Origin of the sequence: Caballeronia sp. INML3B, assembly GCF_023631305.1 — a bacterium.
Classification (GTDB): domain Bacteria; phylum Pseudomonadota; class Gammaproteobacteria; order Burkholderiales; family Burkholderiaceae; genus Caballeronia; species Caballeronia turbans.
Map to the genome: position 1 here is coordinate 277225 of NZ_JALQDI010000015.1, position 18037 is coordinate 295261.

Consider the following 18037-nt stretch of genomic DNA (forward strand, 5'->3'; position numbering starts at 1 on the left):
CTAGAAAAATAGCCAACCCAGAACGGCAAAAATCGGCAGGAGGACCGCGCCCGACCATGCGATATAGCCGAAGAAACTCGGCATGCGCACGCCGCGCGATTCGGCGATCGCCTTCACCATGAAATTCGGCGCGTTGCCGATATACGTGTTCGCACCCATGAAGACAGCGCCCGCGGAGATGGCGGCGAGCGTGGTGGCGTCGGTGGTCATGAGCGTGCGTGCGTCACCACCCGCGAGATTGAAGAACACGAGGTAGGTCGGCGCGTTGTCGAGAAACGAGGACAGCAGCCCCGTCGCCCAGAAATAGGCGATGTCGATCGGCTTGCCGTGCGCATCCGACACCGCGTGCACGATGCCCGCGAATGCGCCCGCCTCGCCCGCGCGCAGGATCGTGATGACGGGCGCGATCGTGATGAAGATGGCCGCGAACAGCTTCGCGACCTCCTCGATGGGCGCCCAGTCGAATGCGTTGCCCGCGCGCGCGCGCTTGGGCGTGAGCGCGAGCGAGGCCAGCAGTACGGCCATGAGCAGCACGTCGCGCACGAGATTTTGCAATTTCACTTCGGTGCCGAACACGTCGAACGCGATGCCGGGTTTCCATAAGCCGCTCATCAACACGAGCGCAACGATCACCGCGAGCAGCGCGAAGTTGACTTTGCCGTCGATGCCGAGCGGCGGGGTATCGGGCGTCGGATCCAGAAACGCAGGCCGCGCGTCGTGCCGGCGCCAGTAGTAGCTGTCGAGCACATGGAACACGACGAGCAGCACGCCGCAGACGAAGAGCATCGGCAGCGCGAGATGCACTGTCGTCCAGAAGAAGCCGACGCCGTTCAGAAAGCCGAGGAAGAGCGGCGGATCGCCGAGCGGCGTGAGCGAGCCGCCCGCATTCGCGACGAGAAAAATGAAGAACACGACGACATGCACGACGTGCTTGCGATTGTCGTTCGCGCGCAAGAGCGGGCGGATCAGCAGCATGGCCGCGCCGGTCGTGCCCATGATGCTCGCAAGCGCGGCGCCGAGCGCGAGCAGCCCGGTATTGAGACGCGCCGAGCCGTGCAGATTGCCGCGCACGCAGATGCCGCCCGCCACCGTATAAAGCGACGCCAGCAGGACGATGAACGGCACGTATTCTTCGAGCAGGGCGTGAACCAGTACGCTCCCCGCCGTGCCGGGACCGAAGGCGAGCGCGAACGGCGCGAGAAACGCGACGGTCCACGCGGCCGCGATCTTGCCGAAGTGGTGATGCCAGAGTTTCGGTGCGACAAGCGGAAACACCGCGATGGAAAGCAGGATGCCGATGAACGGGATGCCCCACGTTGCAGGAAGCGTTGCGCCATCGGGCGCTGCCGCGAAGGCTGGCGCCGCGGTCAACGCCAGCCCGGCGCAGACCGCGCCGGAAAGAAAATGCCGCATCGGATCAGGCTCCGCGCACGATGATCACATGCACGCGATACGGCCCATGCGCACCGAGCACGATGGTCTGTTCGATATCCCCCGTGCGCGACGGCCCCGACACGAAGTTCACTGCCCGCGGCAACTCGCCCCTTTCGGCGCGCATCAACGCGAACGCGTCTTCGTGCGCCGCCACGATGCGCGACGCCGGCACGATCGCGATATGCGTCTGAGGCAGAAGCGCGCCCGATGCGGGGGTATCGGCGCCCGAAAGCAGCACGAGCGAACCGGTTTCGGCCGTTGCGCAAAAACAGCCGGTGATGCCGACGAGATCGGCGTCGGCTGGCTTGCGCAGCGCCGCTTGAATGCCCGCTTGCGCCCAAGGCAGAGCGCCTAGCGCGGGCCACGCGACGACATCGACGGGAAGATTCAGCGATTGCAGATAGCGCGCGGCCTCGGCGGGCGCATCCGCGAGCGATTCGACGTTGGCGACCGTCGTGGAAAGACGCTCGGCTTCGAGCCTGAAGCGCGCGATCAGCTCGTCACGGTTCTGAGGCAGCGGAGGACGCGGACTCGCAGGATGCCGCTCGACATACTCCTGCGCCGCCTCGCGCTCGGCTTCCGTAGGCGTGCCGCGACGGCGCTGCGCGCTGCGAATGCGCATGAGAATATTGCGGCGCGCGGCCGATGTATCCATGGTGCCGTCCTCTGTCTGGCGTGCTTGAGATTCGTGCGCGCCGGACTGATCGACGACGCGTTCGAATTATAGCGAGCGACATTCGCGCACGAACCTCGGCCGAACGGCATAGGCCGAATGCACGAATGCGGCGCCGTCAGTCTTCGCCCACCGGCTGCGCAATGCCGAACACCTGACGCAGATAGGCGAGATACGCCTTGTCGTCGCACATGTTCTTGCCGGGCGAATCCGACAGCTTGGCGACCGGCTGGCCGTTGCAGCGGACCATCTTGATGACGATCTGCAGCGGCTGATAGCCGAGATCGTTGGTGAGATTCGTACCGACGCCGAAGGCGAGCTGGCAGCGCCCGCGGAACCGCTCGTAGAGTTGCAGCACCTTGGGGATGTCGAGCGCGTCGGAGAACACGAGCACCTTGGTGCGCGGGTCGCAGCGGTTCTCCTCGTAATGCCTGAGAAGACGCTCGCCCCAGTCGAAGGGATCGCCCGAATCGTGACGCGCGCCGTCGAACAGCTTGCAGAAGTACATGTCGAAGTCACGCAGGAACGCCTTCATGCCGTAGACATCCGACAGCGCGATGCCGAGATCGCCGCGATATTCCTTCGCCCACATCTCGAAGCCGAAAATCTGCGAGTCGCGCAGACGCGGACCCAGCGCCTGACACGCCTGCAAGTATTCGTGCGCCATCGTGCCCAAGGGACGCAGGCCGTGCTTCATCGCATAGAAGCAGTTGCTCGTGCCGGCGAACTGCGCGCCGAGCTTGTCCTTCAACGTCAGCACGACTTCCTCGTGCCACTGTCCCGAGAAGCGGCGGCGCGTGCCGTAATCGGCGATCTTGCAATCGGAATATTCAGGCGGCGTGGCGAGCAGCTTGATTTTGTCGCGCAGACGCTCGCGGCCGGTTTCGTACTCGGGCTTACGCTGCGTGTTGCGGAAGTAGACCTCGTTGACGATCGCGAGCACCGGAATTTCGAAGAGAATCGTGTGCAGCCAGGGCCCTTCGATCTCGATGTCGATCTCGCCATTGTTCTTCGGCGACGGCGCGATGCGAATGGACTTCTCGTTCAGATGAAAGAGCGCGAGGAAATCGATGAAGTCGCTTTTGATGAAGCGCATGCGCCGCAGATAATCCAGTTCCTCTTCCTTGAAGCGCAGATTGCAGAGCTGGCGCACTTCATCGCGAATCTCGTCGATGTACGGCACGAGATCCACATTCGGCGTGCGGCAGCGAAAGCGATATTCGACATGCGCGGCGGGAAAGTGATGCAGGACGACCTGCATCATCGTGAACTTGTAGAGGTCGGTATCGAGCAGCGAATTGATGATCATGGTTCTGATGGAACATCCACGCGGGTTGGCCATGCGCACGGCCTTCTGCCGACGCCAGGCCTTGTGCCTTTGGGGCCATGTTACCCGAATGCGCGCAACGGCATGCCAGTGCTCGGTCCTTTTACGAAGCGGCGCATACATACATCACGAATCGATATAAAGGGCGCTGCGTACGGCTCGCGCCCGTTTTTACCGTTACGCTACAATATGCGTTTCGGCACGCGCACCGCCCGGCCCATGTAGCCGCCCAAAGCGCGGCCCCCACGAATTCCGCATGCAGGAGCCCGAATGACTCACGTTGTGACCGAAAGCTGCATCAAGTGCAAGTACACCGATTGCGTGGACGTGTGCCCGGTGGATTGCTTCCGCGAAGGTCCCAACTTTCTCGCGATCGATCCGGACGAGTGCATCGACTGCGCCGTGTGCGTGGCCGAGTGCCCGGTGAACGCGATCTACGCCGAAGAAGACGTGCCCGGGGACCAGCAGCACTTCACAGAACTGAACGCTGAACTGGCGCGTAACTGGCCGAGCATTACCAAGACGAAGGGATCGCTTCCCGAGGCGGACGAGTTCAAGGACGTCAAGGACAAGCTGAATCTGCTCGAGCGTTGATTCGCGCGCCAGAGCGAATGTTTCGATCCAATTGAAAAAATTGGTTATTGAGTGAAGATTGGGCGTTGACACGATAATCTTGGCCCCCTATACTTTCGCTTCTCTGCTGTAGATGTTCCCCGATAGCTCAGTCGGTAGAGCGCCGGACTGTTAATCCGTAGGTCCCTGGTTCGAGCCCAGGTCGGGGAGCCAAATACTCCAGCAAGTCGGTTTCAAAAAAACCCAGTCAATCGGCTGGGTTTTTTATCTCAGTTGCAGATGTTTAAGTTGTTCCCCGATAGCTCAGTCGGTAGAGCGCCGGACTGTTAATCCGTAGGTCCCTGGTTCGAGCCCAGGTCGGGGAGCCAAGCGCTTCAGCCAAAAAGCCCAGTCACGCAACTGGGCTTTTTGCTTTTTGGCCCCGCCTTTCGCGCGCCCAACGCCAGCCTCCCGTCCAGGCAGGATTTGTGTAGCCGTTTGTGCGCGAAGGAGCAATAAATGCGCTGGCTGGTGTTGGCGATCTTTATTGCTTGTGCGGCTTACATACACGGGCGCTGCAAGGTCCGGCACGGGTTCTTCCGACAGCTTTCAGATCATTCGACGTTCATGTCGGCGCTAAACGGCTTCATCTATCTGATCTCGCGCGTGCCGTCGTCGCACTACCTGCAATCCACGTTCTTTCCCGAACTCGCCCGATCAGGGCGCATTGGAAAGCGATACGCGCCGAGGCCATCGCACTGCTCGACGCGAGCAAGATCCAGGCGGCCGCCAAATACAACGATATTGGCTTCAATTCATTTTTCCGGCGCGGCTGGCGGCGCTTCTATTTGAAACGAGGTCAGCGACCACACCGGCGGATTGAACCGCGCGTTCAAGTATTTGTATTCGATCCGGCTCGTCGGCCAAGCGATTGAAAGCGTGGAACCGGACCGTCTATTACCTCGTGAAATGGCTGGCCTTCGGCGGGATCGCCGTCGCGAACTTCTGGAAGCGCTGACGCTTCATGCAAGCCACACGACGGTCAGCGAGCGCACGCCTTGTGCGCCGCGAATCAGCACGCCTTCGATATCCGCCGTCGCCGACGGTCCCGTGACGAGCACCGCATAGCGCGCCGATTTGAAATCGGGCCGTCGATACACCTGCTGCAAGCCTTCGACGAGCAGCGCGGGATCGAGCAGCACGACGAGATGCTGCGAAAGATAGCCGATCGAGTTCACGACATACTCTTGCTCGCTGAACCACACCGAGCCTGTTTCGGCGACGCCGAAGCGCCCTCTCACGACGCCCACATCGACATCCTGGAGCGACGCGGGCAGCGTATCGGGCGACAGCGGTCGCGTGCCGTCGATGCCCGGCACCGCCGACGCGATCACCTTCGCATTCGGAAAGCGAGACGCGATCAGCGCAGTCACATCGCCCAACTCGGCGGCGTCGACGCACGTGCCGCCCATCGCGGTCAGCGCCGCCGTGAAACGCGCCTTGAGATCGCCTTCGGGTGCCGGAAAAATCGGCACATCGGGACGCGGACGTGATGCAGGCTGCGCCGCGCGGATCTTCGACAAAAAAGCTTCGCGAGTCGTCATTTTTCGAGCTTCCGGTTCTTCTTGTACCACTCATGAAAAGTCTCGGCGGGCGCTTCGGGCAGATCGCGCTGACGTCCCCAGATGTTGAGCGGGTTGTAGAGCACGAAGTTGGGCAGGCGCTTCAGCGCGCCGCCGAGCGATGCGACCGTCGCGCGATAGAGCGTCGGACTCGCGAGCAGGCGCCCCGCCATCTTCAGGACTTCCTGCTTGACGAATGGCACTTCGTGTTTCTCCGCGATCACCTCGCGCCACTTGTAGATCTGCTCATGAATATTCACCTTCACCGGGCAGACGTTGGTGCAACTGCCGTTCATCGTCGAGGCGAACGGGAGCGCGCTATAGCGCTTCAGATCGTGAGTCGGATTGATGATCGCGCCGATCGGCCCGGAGTACGTTCCGCCATAAGAAAGCCCGCCGCTGCGCCGATACACCGGACACGTATTCATGCACGCGCCGCAGCGGATGCATTTGAGCGAATACCAGAAATCGTTCATCGCGAGCCGCTCGGAGCGGCCGTTGTCGACGAGGATGAAGTGCATCTCCGTGCCCGGACGAGGCTCTCGAAAGTGCGACGTGTATTGGGTGATCGGCGAACCCAGCGCGCTGCGCGACAGCATGCGCACGAACACGCCGAGATCGGCGATCGTCGGAATGATCTTCTCGATGCCGATCGACGCGATATGCAGCGGCGGCACGTTCGCCGACAAATCCGCGTTGCCTTCGTTCGTGCACACGACGACGGTGCCCGTTTCCGCCACCGCGAAGTTGCAGCCGGTCATGCCCGCCGTCTTCTCGCGCACGAAGTACGGCCGCGTGTTCATGCGCTGGCTTTCGGCGAGATAGTGAATGTCGCTGTTCTTCGGATCGGTGCCGATGGTCTTGCCGAATAGCTCGGCCACATCCGCGCGCAGCTTGTGCACCGCCGGCACGACCATATGGCTCGGGTCCTGATGATCGAGCTGCTGGATACGCTCGCCGAGATCGGTTTCCATTACCGTGATGCCGCGCGGCTCGAGATAGTCGCGCATGTAGCACTCGTCGGTGAGCATCGACTTGCTCTTGACGAGCGAGGTCATGCCGCGCTCGCTCATCAGCTTGTGGACGAGTTCGTTGTGCTCCTGCGCATCGGCCGCGAAATGCACGACGACGCCGTTCTTCCCGGCCTGATCGACGAACTGCGCGATGTAATCGGCGAGATTGGAAAGCGTGTGCTCTTTGATCTGCGACGCGAGATCGCGCATCGTCTCCCATTCGGGGATGCCGTGCGCCTGCGCGTCGCGCTTGCTGCGCAAATCCCACAGACGCTTGTCGTGGAACGCGACGTGATCCGGCTTTTGCAGGAACGCGCCCGCCGCCTTCGCGTGATCGATGCGAACGGTTTTGCTCATGCGCGGACTCCGTTCAGAACCTGCGCGATATGAATGAATTTGGCATCGGCTTTCATGCGCTCCGCGCAGCCTTGCTGATGCATGAGACACGACATGTCGCCCGAAACGATGTACTCCGCGCCCGCCCCGATGTGATCGCGCACCTTGTCCTGACCCATGCGCACGGACACGGCCTCTTCGGTGACCGAGAACGTGCCGCCGAACCCGCAGCATTCATCGGGACGCGCGAGCGTGACGAACTCGATGCCTTTCACGCCTTCGAGCAGCGCGCGCGGCTTCGAAAACGGCGTGCCCGCGACTTCCGAGTTCGATGTCTCAAGCAGATGCCGCACCGCGCTGCAACTGTTGTGCAGCCCGACCTTGTGCGGAAACTCGGCCCACGGAAACTCGCGCACCTTCAGCACGTCATGCAGGAATTCGACGAGCTCGTACGTGTTGCGACGAACCTTTTCGACCGCGCTCGTCTGCTCGATCGCGGTGAAATGTTCGCGGACATGATGCACGCAGCTCGCCGACGGCCCGACCACATAGTCGTAGTCGGCGAAATTGCGCGCGAAGACGCGCTCGGCGCCCGCGGCGTCCTTGTGTGCGCCGCTATTGGCCATCGGCTGACCGCAGCACGTCTGATCCGGCGGATAGTCGACGTCCACGCCGAGCCGCTCGAGCAGTTCCAGCGTGGCGATGCCGACTTGCGGGTAGAACGCGTCGATGAAACAGGGGACGAACAGGGCAACTTTCATGAGGTCCGATCGTGGGTTGGACAATCGTTTTGGTAAGCTTGGTCTGACCAAGACTTTAATGAGATGCCTCTTTCGTGTCAAACTCGGACTTCCTCCAGCTTTCATCCGGCATAAACATCCAACGATGAGTTTTCAGCCCGTCCATACGCATTCGTACGCCCGTGTGCGCCTCTCCGATGTCGTGTCCGGCCAGATTCGCGAACTGATCTCGAACGGTACGCTCCTGCCCGGCCAGCGCCTGCCCGCGGAGCGCGATCTGGCGGAGCAGTTGAACGTCTCACGACCGTCGCTGCGCGAGGCGCTGATCCGGCTGGAATCGGACGGCTTCATTCGCGCGGCGGGACGCGGCGGCTTCGTCGTGTCTGACGTGACGGCGCCCCTCGTGTCGCATCCGCTCGCGGCGCTGCTCGAGCAGCAACCGAACGCGAGCGCCGACGTGCTGGAACTGCGCCACGGCCTCGAAACGCTGTCCACCGCTTATGCCGCCGAGCGCGCCACCGACGCTGATATCGCGCGCATCGCTGCCGCGTTCGACGCGCTTCAGACCGCCGTCGCCGACAAAAGCACGCGCATCGCGGAAAAGGACGCCGCCTTCCATCTCGCAATCGCCGATGCAACGCACAACGTGGCGCTGACGCACGTGATGCACGGTCTCAACGAACTGGTCCGCGAATCGATGCTGACCTCGCACCGCCTCGTCGATTACGACGACGAAGTCGAAGCGAACCTGATGACGCAGCATCGCGCGATTTTCGATGCGATCGTCGCACGCGATCCGGCGCGGGCGCGCGAGTGCGCGGGCGCGCATCTCGATTACGTGCGCACGCTTTACGCGGGCTTCGCGGCGAAACGCAATCACGTCGCCTGAGCGAATCGCCTTACGAATCTGTAAGCATCGAGAAAGTCCTGATAGGACAGCACCTACACGTATATAGGACATGCACCGCTAACGTGCGCCGGCCTTCCTCGCGATACTGGAATCGTCATTAACGACATGCGAAGGAGAACGACATGCCTTACCTACTCGGATGGTTGCTCGGCGTACCGGTCGTGGTGCTGGTGATCCTGTATCTGATCTTTCATTGACCGCATGCAAGCGCGAGATGCATTGAAGAGCCAAGGGCGTCGATACAATACGACGCCCTTTCTCTTTTCCGAAGGATGACGATGAAACGCTCCGTCGTTGCGCTCGCCGCATCGCTCGCCACTCTCTGCGGCGCGGGCCTCGCGCACGCGGAGGAAATCGCGAGCGTCAACACCAATTTCCGTTTCACCGGCTCGGACCGCGTGAGCGTCGAGGCTTATGACGATCCGCTCGTTCAGGGCGTGACCTGTTATGTGTCCCGCGCCCGCACGGGCGGCGTTAAGGGCACGCTCGGCATCGCGGAAGATCCGACCGAAGCATCGATCGCCTGCCGCCAGGTCGGGCCGATCAGGTTCGCCCAGCCGCTCAAGCAGAAAACCGATGTCTTCTCGGCCGGCATGTCCTTCATCTTCAAGACGCTGCACGTGGTGCGCATCGTCGACGCGAAGCGCAACACGCTCGTCTATCTGACATATAGCGACCGCATCGCGACCGGCAGCCCGAAGAACAGCGTGACGGCCGTACCGGTGCCCGAGGGCACGACCATACCGGTGAAGTGATGCGCAACTGTCCGGCCGGGCGGAAAGCAAGGTTGTAAACTGAGCGATTCCGCCTGCCCCAGCAATCCCGAACGATGAACGCCGACCATTTCCGCAATGCCGCACGCTACTGGCGATCTCCGCTCGTGCCGGACGCGGACATGGTGACCGCCGAATACTACGATCACGAATTCTCGCCGCACTGGCACGACGCCTACACGGTGCCCGTCATCGAAGCCGGCGCGGAATGCTACGACTATCGCGGCACGCATCACGTCGCCGAAGCCGGCTCGGTGCCGGTGATCAATCCCGGCGAAGTGCATACCGGCGCGCGGGCCGTCGATGCCGGCTGGCGCTATCGGGTGTTCTATCTGCCGGTGCCGTTCGTCGAAGGCCTCGCGCGGGCTATGTCCGGGCGGCATGAATCGGCGCCCTGGTTCTCCGACGACATCATCCGCGATCCCGATCTCGCGCGGCGCCTGGTCGTCGCGCATCGCCTGCTGGAAACCGGCGCGGATCCGCTCGCCGCGGAACTCGCGCTCGTCGATGCCGTGACGACGCTGCTCGGCCGCCACGCCCGCGAGCGCCCGGCCATCGCGCCGCCCGCCGCCGACGCGCATCGCGTCACGACGATGAAATCCCGCCTCGCCGACGATCTGCTCGAACCGGTCACGCTCGCCGAACTCGCGCAGACGGTCGGCCTCTCGACCTTTCACGCGGCGCGTCTCTTCACGCGCGAAACCGGTCTTGCGCCGCACGCATGGCGCAACCAGTTGCGTATCGTGCGGGCGTTGCCGGCGTTGCGCGCGGGCGCCTCCGTGACCGACGTCGCAGCGGCGAGCGGCTTCACCGACCAGAGTCATTTCACGCGCCATTTCAAGCGCACCTTCGGCGTGCCGCCCGGCCGCTGGCGCTGAGCTTCCGGCCAGCCAGGAAAGCGCAAGAACGTACAAGCATGTCGAGCGGCGTCTTGCGTATCCTCGCTTCCATAGGAGGAAATCTTGAAAGCAACACCCGCTCAACGTTCCACACAAACGTCCGGCCATGCGCTGCGCGAATTCGCGGCCGGCGCGCGCGACACCATTCCGATGATGATCGGCGCCGCGCCCTTCGGCGTGATCTTCGGCACGCTCGTCACCGCAAGTCCGCTCACGCTCTGGCATGGCCAGTTGATGTCGCTCGCGGTGTTCGCGGGGTCCGCGCAGTTCATCGCGGTCGGCCTGATCGCGTCTCACGCGAGCTTCGCCGTCGTCTGGGCGACGACGCTCGTCGTCAATCTGCGTCACGTCCTCTATTCGGCGACACTCGCGCCGTATGTCGCGCATCTTCCGCGGCGCTGGCGCTGGGCGCTCGCGGGCTTCCTGACCGACGAAGTCTTCGCCGTCGCCTACGCGCACTATCAGAAGCGCGCGCCGGGCGAAACCGGCCCGCATTACTTCTTCGGCTCCGGCGTCTCGATGTATCTGAACTGGCAGTTGTGGACACTCGTCGGCCTGGTGTTCGGCGCGGCGTTTCCCGGTCTGAAATCGCTCGGCCTCGACTTCGCGATGGTCGCGACGTTCATCGCGATCATCGTGCCGCAACTGGTCGCCGTGCGTTTCGTCGCGGCGGCGCTCGCATCGGGCGTGTTGTCGTTCGCGTGGCAGGGCTGGCCATACAAGCTCGGGCTGCTCGCGGCGGTGTTCGTGGGCGTCGCGGTCGGCATGGTGCTCACGCTGATGGAAAACCGGCCGCACGCGAAGCATCGCCTGAAGAACGCCAAGGAGCGCACGCAATGAACTACATCACGTTGATCCTCGGCATGGCGCTGGTTACGTATGCGATCCGCGGCGCCGTGTTTGTGCTGGGCGAGCGCCTGCCGTTTCCGCCGATCGTGCGCACCGCGCTTTCGTTCGTGCCGGTGACGGTGCTCACGGCGATCATCGTGCCGATGACCGTCTCGCCGCACGGCAACGAGGCCGAGATCACTTGGCGTAATCCGCAGCTCGTGGCGGCGATCGTGGCGGTCATCGTCTGCGCGCTCACCAAACGGCCGCTTTTAACGATTGCCGTGTCGCTGGCGGTGTTCTTCGTCTGGCAGTTCGCCGTGCTGCGCTAAACGTTTTCCGCCGCTCAACCGTCAATCAGCCGCTAAACGGCTTTCAAAAAGCCTCGAAAAATCCTCAAGTTCCGGGAAAGCGCGCCGATATCAGAAACGAATGGACTCCGCCCCGAGAGGCGGAGCCGAAGGCACTGCCCGCCTCCGAATCAATCGGAAGCGGAACCGGGAACCAACATGCGTCAAATCACCCTTTCGTTTCGCGACGAGACGATCGCTTCGCTGCATCGCGATTTCGAAGCGTTCACGCGTCTGTCGCTGAAGCTGGATCCGCAATTCGTCACGCCGACGTTCGAGGACTTCCTGCGCGCAAAGCTGCTCGACAACGACACCCCGCTCACCGAACAGGCGGTGCAGCGCATGCTCACGCACGGCCAGTACGCGTGGGCCAAGCGCGCGCTCGACAAGGAGTTTCCCGATGTCGTCGAAATCCTGATCCGTCAGGCGGCCGAGCACGGCTTCGCGTTCGCGATCCGCGCCGACTGGACCGCCGAGGATCTCATCAAGGCGTCGCGTGAATGGGCGACGGCGATCGTCACCGAGGCGAAGGGCGACGTGTCGCAGGTGGACATGCTCGCGGCACAGATCAAATCGGCGGCGGCGGACATTCGCGAAGTCGAGGAAAAGATGCAGACGCCCGCCTTCCGTCTTGCCGATTCGCTGCGCCAGCGCGTGTACGAAACGAAAATTGCCGTGGAGACGAGCATCGGCTCGACCGCGCGCGAGAAGCTCGGCGAACTGCGCTGCCTGCTGCGGCTCGGCATTTTCTATGGGTCGATTCAGAAGCAGGAAGCGCAGCAGGTGCTGGAGTACCTGCGCTCGCTGCGGCCCGAGCTGTTCATCGAAGAGCCTTACGACGGCTTCACGCGCTTCGCCGCTTGGCTGCGCAGCATCTTCGCGCCATCGCCACGCGCGCCGCGAACCTCGCGCGCGCCGCGCTGAACGCGCTTCGCCCTACTCCCACATTCCCTTCAGGCGCGCCGCGATATCGATTTTCGCCTTCGCGGCGGCCGCCAGCCCCGCCGCCGTCGGCGCGGCGGGTGCGATCACCGGCGGCCACGCGGCCGCTTCGAAGTTCTGCATCAGATGCGGCGGGATGAAGCGCGTGCGCTGCGCCCAGACGTGCCTGTCGCCCAGATGCGTCTGGTTGTGCACGTAGAACCGCTGCGGCGTGATGATGTGCAAATCTTCCTTCGCACGTGTCATCGCCACGTAGAGCAGGCGCCGCTCCTCGTCGATTTCCTCTTCGCTGCCCGTGCCCAGATCGGATGGAATGCAGCCGTCCACGCCGTTCAGCACGAACACGTTGCGCCATTCCTGGCCCTTCGCCGAGTGGATGGTCGAGAGAATCAGATAGTCTTCGTCGAGCATCGGCACGCCGGATTCGTCGCTCGTCGCGTCGGGCGGATCGAGCGTGAGCTCGGTGAGAAAGCGCTCGCGCGTGGGATACGTCGACGCGATGCTTTCCATCTGCAGCACGTCGCCGATGCGGATCGCCGCGTCCTCGTGATTGCGCTCCAGATGCGGCTCATACCAGCGGCGGATCATTTCGAACTCCGCCGGCCAGCCGGATTCGCGGCCGCAGAGCTTTGCCATCAGCCCGACGAAGCGCGGCCAGTCTTCGCTGGCGCGTGCGGGCGCCTGAAACCTGGCAATCGCACCCGGCGCCTCGTCTTGCGCAACGCTGTCGAGCAAGCGCCCCGCGATCGCCGGACCGATGCCCGGCAGCAACTGCGCGACCCGAAAGCCCGCGACGCGGTCGCGCGGATTCTCCGCCCAGCGCAGCACCGCCAGCACATCCTTCACGTGGACCGAATCGAGAAACTTGAGTCCGCCGAACTTCACGAAGGGAATGTTCCGCCGCGTGAGTTCGATTTCGAGCGTCGCACTGTGATGCGCGGCGCGGAACAGCACGGCTTGCGCCTTGAGCTTCATGCCCGCCTCGCGCGCCTCGAGCACTTTCTCGACGACATAGCGCGCCTGGGCGGCTTCATCGGCGACGGAGACGACGCGCGGCTTCTGCGCCGAGGCCTTGTCGGTCCACAGGTTCTTCGTATAGCGCTCCGACGCGAGCCCGATCACCGCATTCGATGCCTCGAGAATCGGCAGCGTCGAGCGATAGTTGCGATCGAGCGCGACGGTCGCCGCGGGCGGATCGAAATGGCCCGGAAAATCGAGGATGTTGCGCACGGTCGCGCCGCGAAACGAATAGATGGATTGCGCGTCGTCGCCGACGACGGTCAGGCCGCGCCCGTCCGGCTTCATCGCGAGCAGGATGGACGCCTGCAGGCGGTTGGTGTCCTGATATTCGTCGACGAGCACGTGATCGAAACGGCTCGCGAGATCCGCCGCCACCGATGGCTCGGCCGCGAGATGCGACCAGTACAGCAGGAGGTCGTCGTAATCGAGCACGCTTTGCGCCTGTTTCGCGCTGACGTAGGCCGCGAACAGACGCTTCAGATCGGCTTCCCACTCACGGCACCATGGATACGACTGATCGAGCACGTGGCTGAGCGACGCGCCCGTGTTCACGACGCGCGAGTAGATCGCGAAGCAGGTCGATTTCGCGGGAAAGCGCTTCTCCTTCGACGACAAGCCAAGCTCGTGCCGCACCAGATTCATGAGATCGGCGGAGTCTTCGCGATCGTTGATCGTAAAAGACGGCGCGAGTCCGACGAGATCGGCGTAATCGCGCAACAGCCGCGCGCCGACGCTGTGAAACGTGCCCGACCACGTCAGCCCCTGCGCGATGGCGCTTTTCTTGCCGAGCGCGTTTATCGCGATGCGCGAGACGCGCCGCGTCATTTCGAGCGCCGCGCGGCGCGAAAATGTGAGCAGCAGAATGCGATGCGGATCGGCGCCCTTCACCAGCAGATGCGCGACGCGATGCGCGAGCGTGTTGGTCTTGCCCGAGCCCGCGCCGGCGATCACGAGCAGCGGCCCGCCCGCGCGCCCCGGTTCGTCGACGCCGAATTCGACAGCTTCACGCTGCGCCTCGTTGAGCTTCGCGAGATAGTCGGCGACCTGTTTCGCGGTGGAATCGGACGCGGCGTCGGCGGTGTCGGGAAGCGTGAGCACGTGGAAGAAGGGGGCGGAAATGAGTGACGCACACTGTATATCCATACAACCCGCGCACGCAAGCCTTTGGCTCGACTGGAGTTTTGGCCCCAAAAAGCAGCGAGCCCGGTTCGCGGGGAACCGGGCTCGCATTGGTACGGAAAGCGCGTACTACTCCGCCTTCTTCGCGTTCTTCAGCTTCGCGTCGGCGGCGGCTTCGTTGGCGTCGGACTGCGCCTCCGTCTTCTTCTTGTCGGCCTTGGCTTGTGCGACGGCCGCCTTCTTGTCGGCCTTCGTCTGTTCCTTCGCGGCCTTTTGATCGGCGGCGGTCGGTGCGTCGGACGTCGTCTGCGCGAACGATGCCGCACTCACGCTCGCGAACGTTCCGGCAATCAGCGCCGCCAGTAGCGCATTGATTTTTCGATTCATGATGTCCTCCCTTTTGTAGATGCCGCGAGCCGCACCGCGCGGACTCGCGGCGCGTCACGCTCAGTGCTGCAGGCCCGTGTCCTTCGGCGTGCCCGGCTCCGTCGCGTTCAGTTCCGCCTTCGCGGCGTCCTTGTCCGCCTTGCGATTGATCTTCGCGTTCTGCACTTCTTCCTTGTACTGCGCCTTCGCCTGCTGGTTCTGCGCCTTCAACTCGGCCTTCGACGCCTTCTTCGACGCGCGATACTCGGCGTTCGCCTGCGCGTTCGCGTTGCGGCGCTGGACCAGCGGATCGGTCGGCGCCGGCGCGACGACGTTCTGCTGCGGCGGCGTCATCGGCTGCTGGGCCTGTGCGGGCATCGCATTACCGATCTGGCCGGGCGCCTGCGTGGGCGCAGCCTGCATCGGCTGCACGGTCTGAGGCTGCATCGGGGCGGCTTGGGGCGCGGTCTGAGCATAAGCGCCCGAAGCGGCGAGCGTGGCGATGGCGGAGCCGATCAAAAGGATTCGTGCGCGAGTCATGAGCTAGTCCTCTCTTTAGTTGGCGTCGGCGGCTCTGATCATGGCGAGCGAACCGCGCGACTTTTGTCGATTGGAAAGATGACCGAAGCTGCATCGATCAAACGGTCGGACCGGGCGACGATCGGGCAAGTTCGCGAAAACCAGTCATTGTTACCGAAGGTTTCATCTGGCTACATTTGCCAACCCGTTCACTTGCGTTCCGATTACCGGTCCCGCGATGGCACAGCACGGCGCATGCCCGGCGCACGCATGTTCGTGGTTTATCATGGAGGCCTTTCCCGCTTCACCCGTCCCATGCCGCCACTCCAATTCACCCTCACGAGCGAGTACGTCGAACTCCACAATCTGCTCAAGCTGATGGGCCTCGCGGATAGCGGCGGCTCGGCGAAGGCGCGCGTCGCGATGGGCGATGTCACCGTCGACGGCAAAGTGGAGCTGCGCAAGACCTGCAAGATCCGCGCGGGCCAGAAGGTGAAGCTCGACGGCCAGACGATCCACGTGCGCGCGCCCGAGTAGCACCGCGCCGCTTGCGTGCACGCGCCACGCGCTTGAGAAATCCGGCTCATAAGCGATCACGTCATCGACAGGCCGCACGCGAGGCAATAAGCTAGTCGTCTTTCGTTCTGGTTTCAGCGCCGGGTCTGTAGCGTCGGTTTTCCCGTCAGCGCACGTTTCGCAGTGCGCTCCGCTTGTTGCCCTTCCGCATTCCAGTCCGCGACGCTCAGTGCATTGACTGATGCGCCGCCTTTGTTTCCATCCGATCAGCCATGCAACCGCAAGTCACGCCCGCCGCGCGCGCGCATCAAGGACCGCCGAGCCTCTCGCGGCACGCCGTCGACACGGCGCGTCTCGCCGCGCCGCTCGCCATCGCCCAGCTCTCGCAGATGGCGATGGGCGTCACCGACACCATCCTGCTCGGCTCGCTTGGCCCCGACGCGCTCGCCGCCGGCGGTCTCGGTGCGAATCTCTTTTTCGTCGTCGTGACGCTGCTGCAGGGCGTGCTGACGTCGGTTTCCGTATCGGTCGCGCATGCGCGCGGCGCGAATGCCGACGATCGGGTGCCCGGCATCTACTGGACGGGGCTCATGCTTTCCGTCCTGCTCGCCGTGCCAGCGTTCGTGCTGCTGAGCTACGCCGAGCCGATCCTGCTTGCATTCCACGAACCGGCGACGCTCGCGAAGAACGTCGGTGAATATTGCGCGGTGCTGCGCTGGGGGACGCCTGGCAGTCTCATCGGCGTCGGGATGATGCGCGCGTTTCTGCCCGCGATCGGCGCGGCGCGCCGGCTCCTGTGGATTTCCATCGGCGGAGTTTTCGTCAACGGCTTTCTCAACTACGGGCTGATTCACGGCGCGTACGGCCTGCCGCGCGAAGGCTTTCTCGGTTCGGCCGCAGCGACCGCGATCACCGTCTGGGGCATCGCGATCGCGCTCGTCGCGGTGCTGCATCTGCGGCCGCGCTACAGACACTTCGTCGTGCGCGCGCGCCCGCGCCTGCCGCTGATGGGCGAACTCTTCGGCCTCGGCTGGCCCGTCGCGATCACCTACGGCGTCGAATCGACGCTCTTTCTCGCCACCGGCATGATGGTCGGCCTCCTTGGCGAGGCGCCGCTCGCCGCGCATCAGATCGCGCTCAACGTCGCGTCGGTGGCGTTCATGGTGCCGCTCGCGATCGGCCAGGCGGCGAACGTGCGCGTCGGTTACTGGGTCGGCGCGGGCGTGCCGGTGGCGGCGCGGCACGCGGGCTTCGTCGCGCTCGCGCTCGGCGTCGGCTTCATGATGTGCTCGGGACTCGTGCTCATCACCGTGCCGCGCGCGATCGTCGGCCTGTATCTGCATCTCGACGATCCCGCCAACGCGCATACCGTCGCGCTCGCGGCGTCGCTGCTCGGCGTCGCGGCCGTGTTTCAGATCGTCGACGGCATGCAGACGGTCGGCTCCGGCTGCCTGCGCGGATTGAAGGACACGCGCATCCCGATGCTCGCTGCCGCGTTCGGCTACTGGGGCGTCGGTTTCCCGACCGGCTATGTGCTCGCCTTCCACTTCGAACTGGGCGCAAAGGGCCTGTGGTGGGGACTCGCCGCCGGGCTCGCGAGCGTCGCCGCATTGATGACGCTGCGGTTTCATCGCATCAGCCGGCGCTTCATCGAGACGGGCATCGCGCCCGGGCCGGACGACACCGATGCCGCGAGCGCCGCGCCGCACGGGCACGTCTGATAAGCACACGACGCGCGCGCCGATTTGCATAGCACGAATGCTTGGTTGGGCCGCGCGGCGTGCATTGCTACGATGAACCCGTCTCCTCCTTGAGACATCTGTGACAGGGGTTGTCGGCCCGCTTTCAGCCAGCGGGCTTTTTTTTGTCTTCAGCGTCCTCTATCCCTCACTCGCGGGCATTCCGTCCGACCTTTTTCCGGTTTCCCATAAAATAATTTCGAGACGCGCGGCGCAAGAACGCGCCTTGCTTCATCGTGCCGTCCGCCGAATGTGTCGAGTCGTGCGGAGTCGCGACAAACCAAAAACGAGGAATCGAAGTGTCGGAAAGCCGGGGGAAGTGGGAAGTTGCGGGGCGTGACGGACATCACGAAAACATC

18 protein-coding genes, 2 tRNA genes and 1 pseudogene are annotated in these 18037 nt (G+C 63.6%); 12 read left to right on the forward strand and 9 right to left on the reverse strand.

All coding sequences use genetic code 11. The features are described from left to right. From NCS58_RS10415 to pncB, 3 genes are all read right to left on the reverse strand, one after another. On the reverse strand, window positions 1-1413 hold the full coding sequence (locus NCS58_RS10415; RefSeq protein ID WP_061120526.1) for a sodium:proton antiporter: 1413 nt from the start codon (window positions 1411-1413) through the stop codon (window positions 1-3). 4 nt (window positions 1414-1417) lie between these two features. Continuing rightward, window positions 1418-2089, reverse strand: a complete 672-nt coding sequence (locus tag NCS58_RS10420; protein ID WP_250538380.1) for a lactate utilization protein C — start codon at window positions 2087-2089, stop codon at window positions 1418-1420. 136 nt (window positions 2090-2225) lie between these two features. After that, the gene (pncB, locus tag NCS58_RS10425; protein ID WP_250476924.1) at window positions 2226-3416 is read right to left on the reverse strand and encodes a nicotinate phosphoribosyltransferase; all 1191 of its coding nucleotides are present in this window, start codon (window positions 3414-3416) and stop codon (window positions 2226-2228) included. Between the two features lie 288 nt (window positions 3417-3704). Between pncB and fdxA the strand changes: the two genes are divergently transcribed. From fdxA to NCS58_RS10445, 4 genes and pseudogenes are all read left to right on the forward strand, one after another. Then, entirely contained in the window at window positions 3705-4028 is a 324-nt protein-coding gene (gene fdxA / locus NCS58_RS10430; RefSeq protein ID WP_061120523.1) for a ferredoxin FdxA, read from the forward strand. Between the two features lie 116 nt (window positions 4029-4144). Then, window positions 4145-4220 (forward strand) — tRNA-Asn (locus tag NCS58_RS10435). A gap of 79 nt (window positions 4221-4299) precedes the next feature. After that, window positions 4300-4375 (forward strand) — tRNA-Asn (locus NCS58_RS10440). Window positions 4376-4505: 130 nt separating this feature from the next. Then, window positions 4506-5004: pseudogene (locus NCS58_RS10445) on the forward strand (hypothetical protein). A gap of 4 nt (window positions 5005-5008) precedes the next feature. Here NCS58_RS10445 and NCS58_RS10450 read toward each other — a convergent pair. Genes NCS58_RS10450 through NCS58_RS10460 form a run of 3 tightly spaced genes read right to left on the reverse strand, consistent with a single transcriptional unit; the run spans window position 5009 to window position 7718 of the window. Beyond that, window positions 5009-5590: an LUD domain-containing protein gene (locus NCS58_RS10450; RefSeq protein WP_061120522.1), complete on the reverse strand. Its 582-nt coding sequence runs from the start codon at window positions 5588-5590 to the stop codon at window positions 5009-5011. Further along, window positions 5587-6978, reverse strand: coding sequence for a lactate utilization protein B (locus NCS58_RS10455; RefSeq protein ID WP_250476898.1), 1392 nt, complete (start codon window positions 6976-6978; stop codon window positions 5587-5589). Before NCS58_RS10455 ends, NCS58_RS10450 begins: the two co-directional genes overlap by 4 nt. Continuing rightward, window positions 6975-7718 carry a (Fe-S)-binding protein gene (locus NCS58_RS10460; protein ID WP_250476899.1) on the reverse strand — a complete coding sequence of 248 codons (744 nt, stop codon included), beginning with the start codon at window positions 7716-7718 and terminating at the stop codon, window positions 6975-6977. Before NCS58_RS10460 ends, NCS58_RS10455 begins: the two co-directional genes overlap by 4 nt. Window positions 7719-7842: 124 nt before the next feature. Between NCS58_RS10460 and NCS58_RS10465 the strand changes: the two genes are divergently transcribed. From NCS58_RS10465 to NCS58_RS10490, 6 genes are all read left to right on the forward strand, one after another. Further along, window positions 7843-8586: a FadR/GntR family transcriptional regulator gene (locus tag NCS58_RS10465; RefSeq protein ID WP_250476900.1), complete on the forward strand. Its 744-nt coding sequence runs from the start codon at window positions 7843-7845 to the stop codon at window positions 8584-8586. 299 nt (window positions 8587-8885) lie between these two features. Further along, a complete protein-coding gene (locus tag NCS58_RS10470; RefSeq protein ID WP_250476901.1) occupies window positions 8886-9362 on the forward strand; it encodes a CreA family protein in 477 nt (158 codons plus the stop codon). Window positions 9363-9436: 74 nt separating this feature from the next. Beyond that, entirely contained in the window at window positions 9437-10258 is an 822-nt protein-coding gene (locus tag NCS58_RS10475; RefSeq protein ID WP_250538381.1) for an AraC family transcriptional regulator, read from the forward strand. 171 nt (window positions 10259-10429) lie between these two features. Next, the gene (locus NCS58_RS10480; RefSeq protein ID WP_250476925.1) at window positions 10430-11119 is read left to right on the forward strand and encodes an AzlC family ABC transporter permease; all 690 of its coding nucleotides are present in this window, start codon (window positions 10430-10432) and stop codon (window positions 11117-11119) included. Next, on the forward strand, window positions 11116-11439 hold the full coding sequence (locus tag NCS58_RS10485) for an AzlD domain-containing protein (RefSeq protein ID WP_250476903.1): 324 nt from the start codon (window positions 11116-11118) through the stop codon (window positions 11437-11439). The genes NCS58_RS10480 and NCS58_RS10485 overlap by 4 nt, the downstream gene beginning before the upstream one ends. A gap of 177 nt (window positions 11440-11616) precedes the next feature. After that, window positions 11617-12381 carry a DUF4088 family protein gene (locus tag NCS58_RS10490; RefSeq protein ID WP_061120515.1) on the forward strand — a complete coding sequence of 255 codons (765 nt, stop codon included), beginning with the start codon at window positions 11617-11619 and terminating at the stop codon, window positions 12379-12381. Window positions 12382-12393: 12 nt separating this feature from the next. Here NCS58_RS10490 and NCS58_RS10495 read toward each other — a convergent pair whose 3' ends face one another. The 3 genes from NCS58_RS10495 to NCS58_RS10505 form a co-directional block, all read right to left on the reverse strand. Beyond that, a complete protein-coding gene (locus NCS58_RS10495; RefSeq protein ID WP_409241819.1) occupies window positions 12394-14517 on the reverse strand; it encodes an ATP-dependent helicase in 2124 nt (707 codons plus the stop codon). 150 nt (window positions 14518-14667) lie between these two features. Beyond that, window positions 14668-14925 (reverse strand): hypothetical protein, encoded by a 258-nt coding sequence (locus NCS58_RS10500; RefSeq protein WP_061120513.1) that lies wholly within the window; start codon window positions 14923-14925, stop codon window positions 14668-14670. 60 nt (window positions 14926-14985) lie between these two features. Continuing rightward, window positions 14986-15444, reverse strand: a complete 459-nt coding sequence (locus tag NCS58_RS10505; protein WP_250476905.1) for a hypothetical protein — start codon at window positions 15442-15444, stop codon at window positions 14986-14988. A gap of 294 nt (window positions 15445-15738) precedes the next feature. Here NCS58_RS10505 and NCS58_RS10510 point away from each other — a divergent pair, with 294 nt between their 5' ends. Both NCS58_RS10510 and NCS58_RS10515 read left to right on the forward strand, forming a co-directional pair. Beyond that, on the forward strand, window positions 15739-15960 hold the full coding sequence (locus NCS58_RS10510) for an RNA-binding S4 domain-containing protein (protein ID WP_061120511.1): 222 nt from the start codon (window positions 15739-15741) through the stop codon (window positions 15958-15960). A 251-nt stretch (window positions 15961-16211) separates the two neighbouring features. Then, the gene (locus NCS58_RS10515; RefSeq protein ID WP_250476906.1) at window positions 16212-17660 is read left to right on the forward strand and encodes an MATE family efflux transporter; all 1449 of its coding nucleotides are present in this window, start codon (window positions 16212-16214) and stop codon (window positions 17658-17660) included. Window positions 17661-18037 lie beyond the last annotated feature (377 nt).

Coding starts and splice junctions, on each gene's coding strand:
- NCS58_RS10415 (WP_061120526.1), bottom strand. CDS start 1,413: ATGCGGCATTTTCTTTCCGGCGCGGTCTGCGCCGGGCTGGCGTTGACC.
- NCS58_RS10500 (WP_061120513.1), bottom strand. CDS start 14,925: ATGAATCGAAAAATCAATGCGCTACTGGCGGCGCTGATTGCCGGAACG.
- NCS58_RS10420 (WP_250538380.1), bottom strand. CDS start 2,089: ATGGATACATCGGCCGCGCGCCGCAATATTCTCATGCGCATTCGCAGC.
- NCS58_RS10480 (WP_250476925.1), top strand. CDS start 10,430: ATGATGATCGGCGCCGCGCCCTTCGGCGTGATCTTCGGCACGCTCGTC.
- pncB (WP_250476924.1), bottom strand. CDS start 3,416: ATGATCATCAATTCGCTGCTCGATACCGACCTCTACAAGTTCACGATG.
- NCS58_RS10515 (WP_250476906.1), top strand. CDS start 16,212: ATGCAACCGCAAGTCACGCCCGCCGCGCGCGCGCATCAAGGACCGCCG.
- NCS58_RS10505 (WP_250476905.1), bottom strand. CDS start 15,444: ATGACTCGCGCACGAATCCTTTTGATCGGCTCCGCCATCGCCACGCTC.
- NCS58_RS10460 (WP_250476899.1), bottom strand. CDS start 7,718: ATGAAAGTTGCCCTGTTCGTCCCCTGTTTCATCGACGCGTTCTACCCG.
- NCS58_RS10475 (WP_250538381.1), top strand. CDS start 9,437: ATGAACGCCGACCATTTCCGCAATGCCGCACGCTACTGGCGATCTCCG.
- NCS58_RS10470 (WP_250476901.1), top strand. CDS start 8,886: ATGAAACGCTCCGTCGTTGCGCTCGCCGCATCGCTCGCCACTCTCTGC.
- NCS58_RS10490 (WP_061120515.1), top strand. CDS start 11,617: ATGCGTCAAATCACCCTTTCGTTTCGCGACGAGACGATCGCTTCGCTG.
- fdxA (WP_061120523.1), top strand. CDS start 3,705: ATGACTCACGTTGTGACCGAAAGCTGCATCAAGTGCAAGTACACCGAT.
- NCS58_RS10465 (WP_250476900.1), top strand. CDS start 7,843: ATGAGTTTTCAGCCCGTCCATACGCATTCGTACGCCCGTGTGCGCCTC.
- NCS58_RS10485 (WP_250476903.1), top strand. CDS start 11,116: ATGAACTACATCACGTTGATCCTCGGCATGGCGCTGGTTACGTATGCG.
- NCS58_RS10455 (WP_250476898.1), bottom strand. CDS start 6,978: ATGAGCAAAACCGTTCGCATCGATCACGCGAAGGCGGCGGGCGCGTTC.
- NCS58_RS10450 (WP_061120522.1), bottom strand. CDS start 5,590: ATGACGACTCGCGAAGCTTTTTTGTCGAAGATCCGCGCGGCGCAGCCT.
- NCS58_RS10510 (WP_061120511.1), top strand. CDS start 15,739: ATGCCGCCACTCCAATTCACCCTCACGAGCGAGTACGTCGAACTCCAC.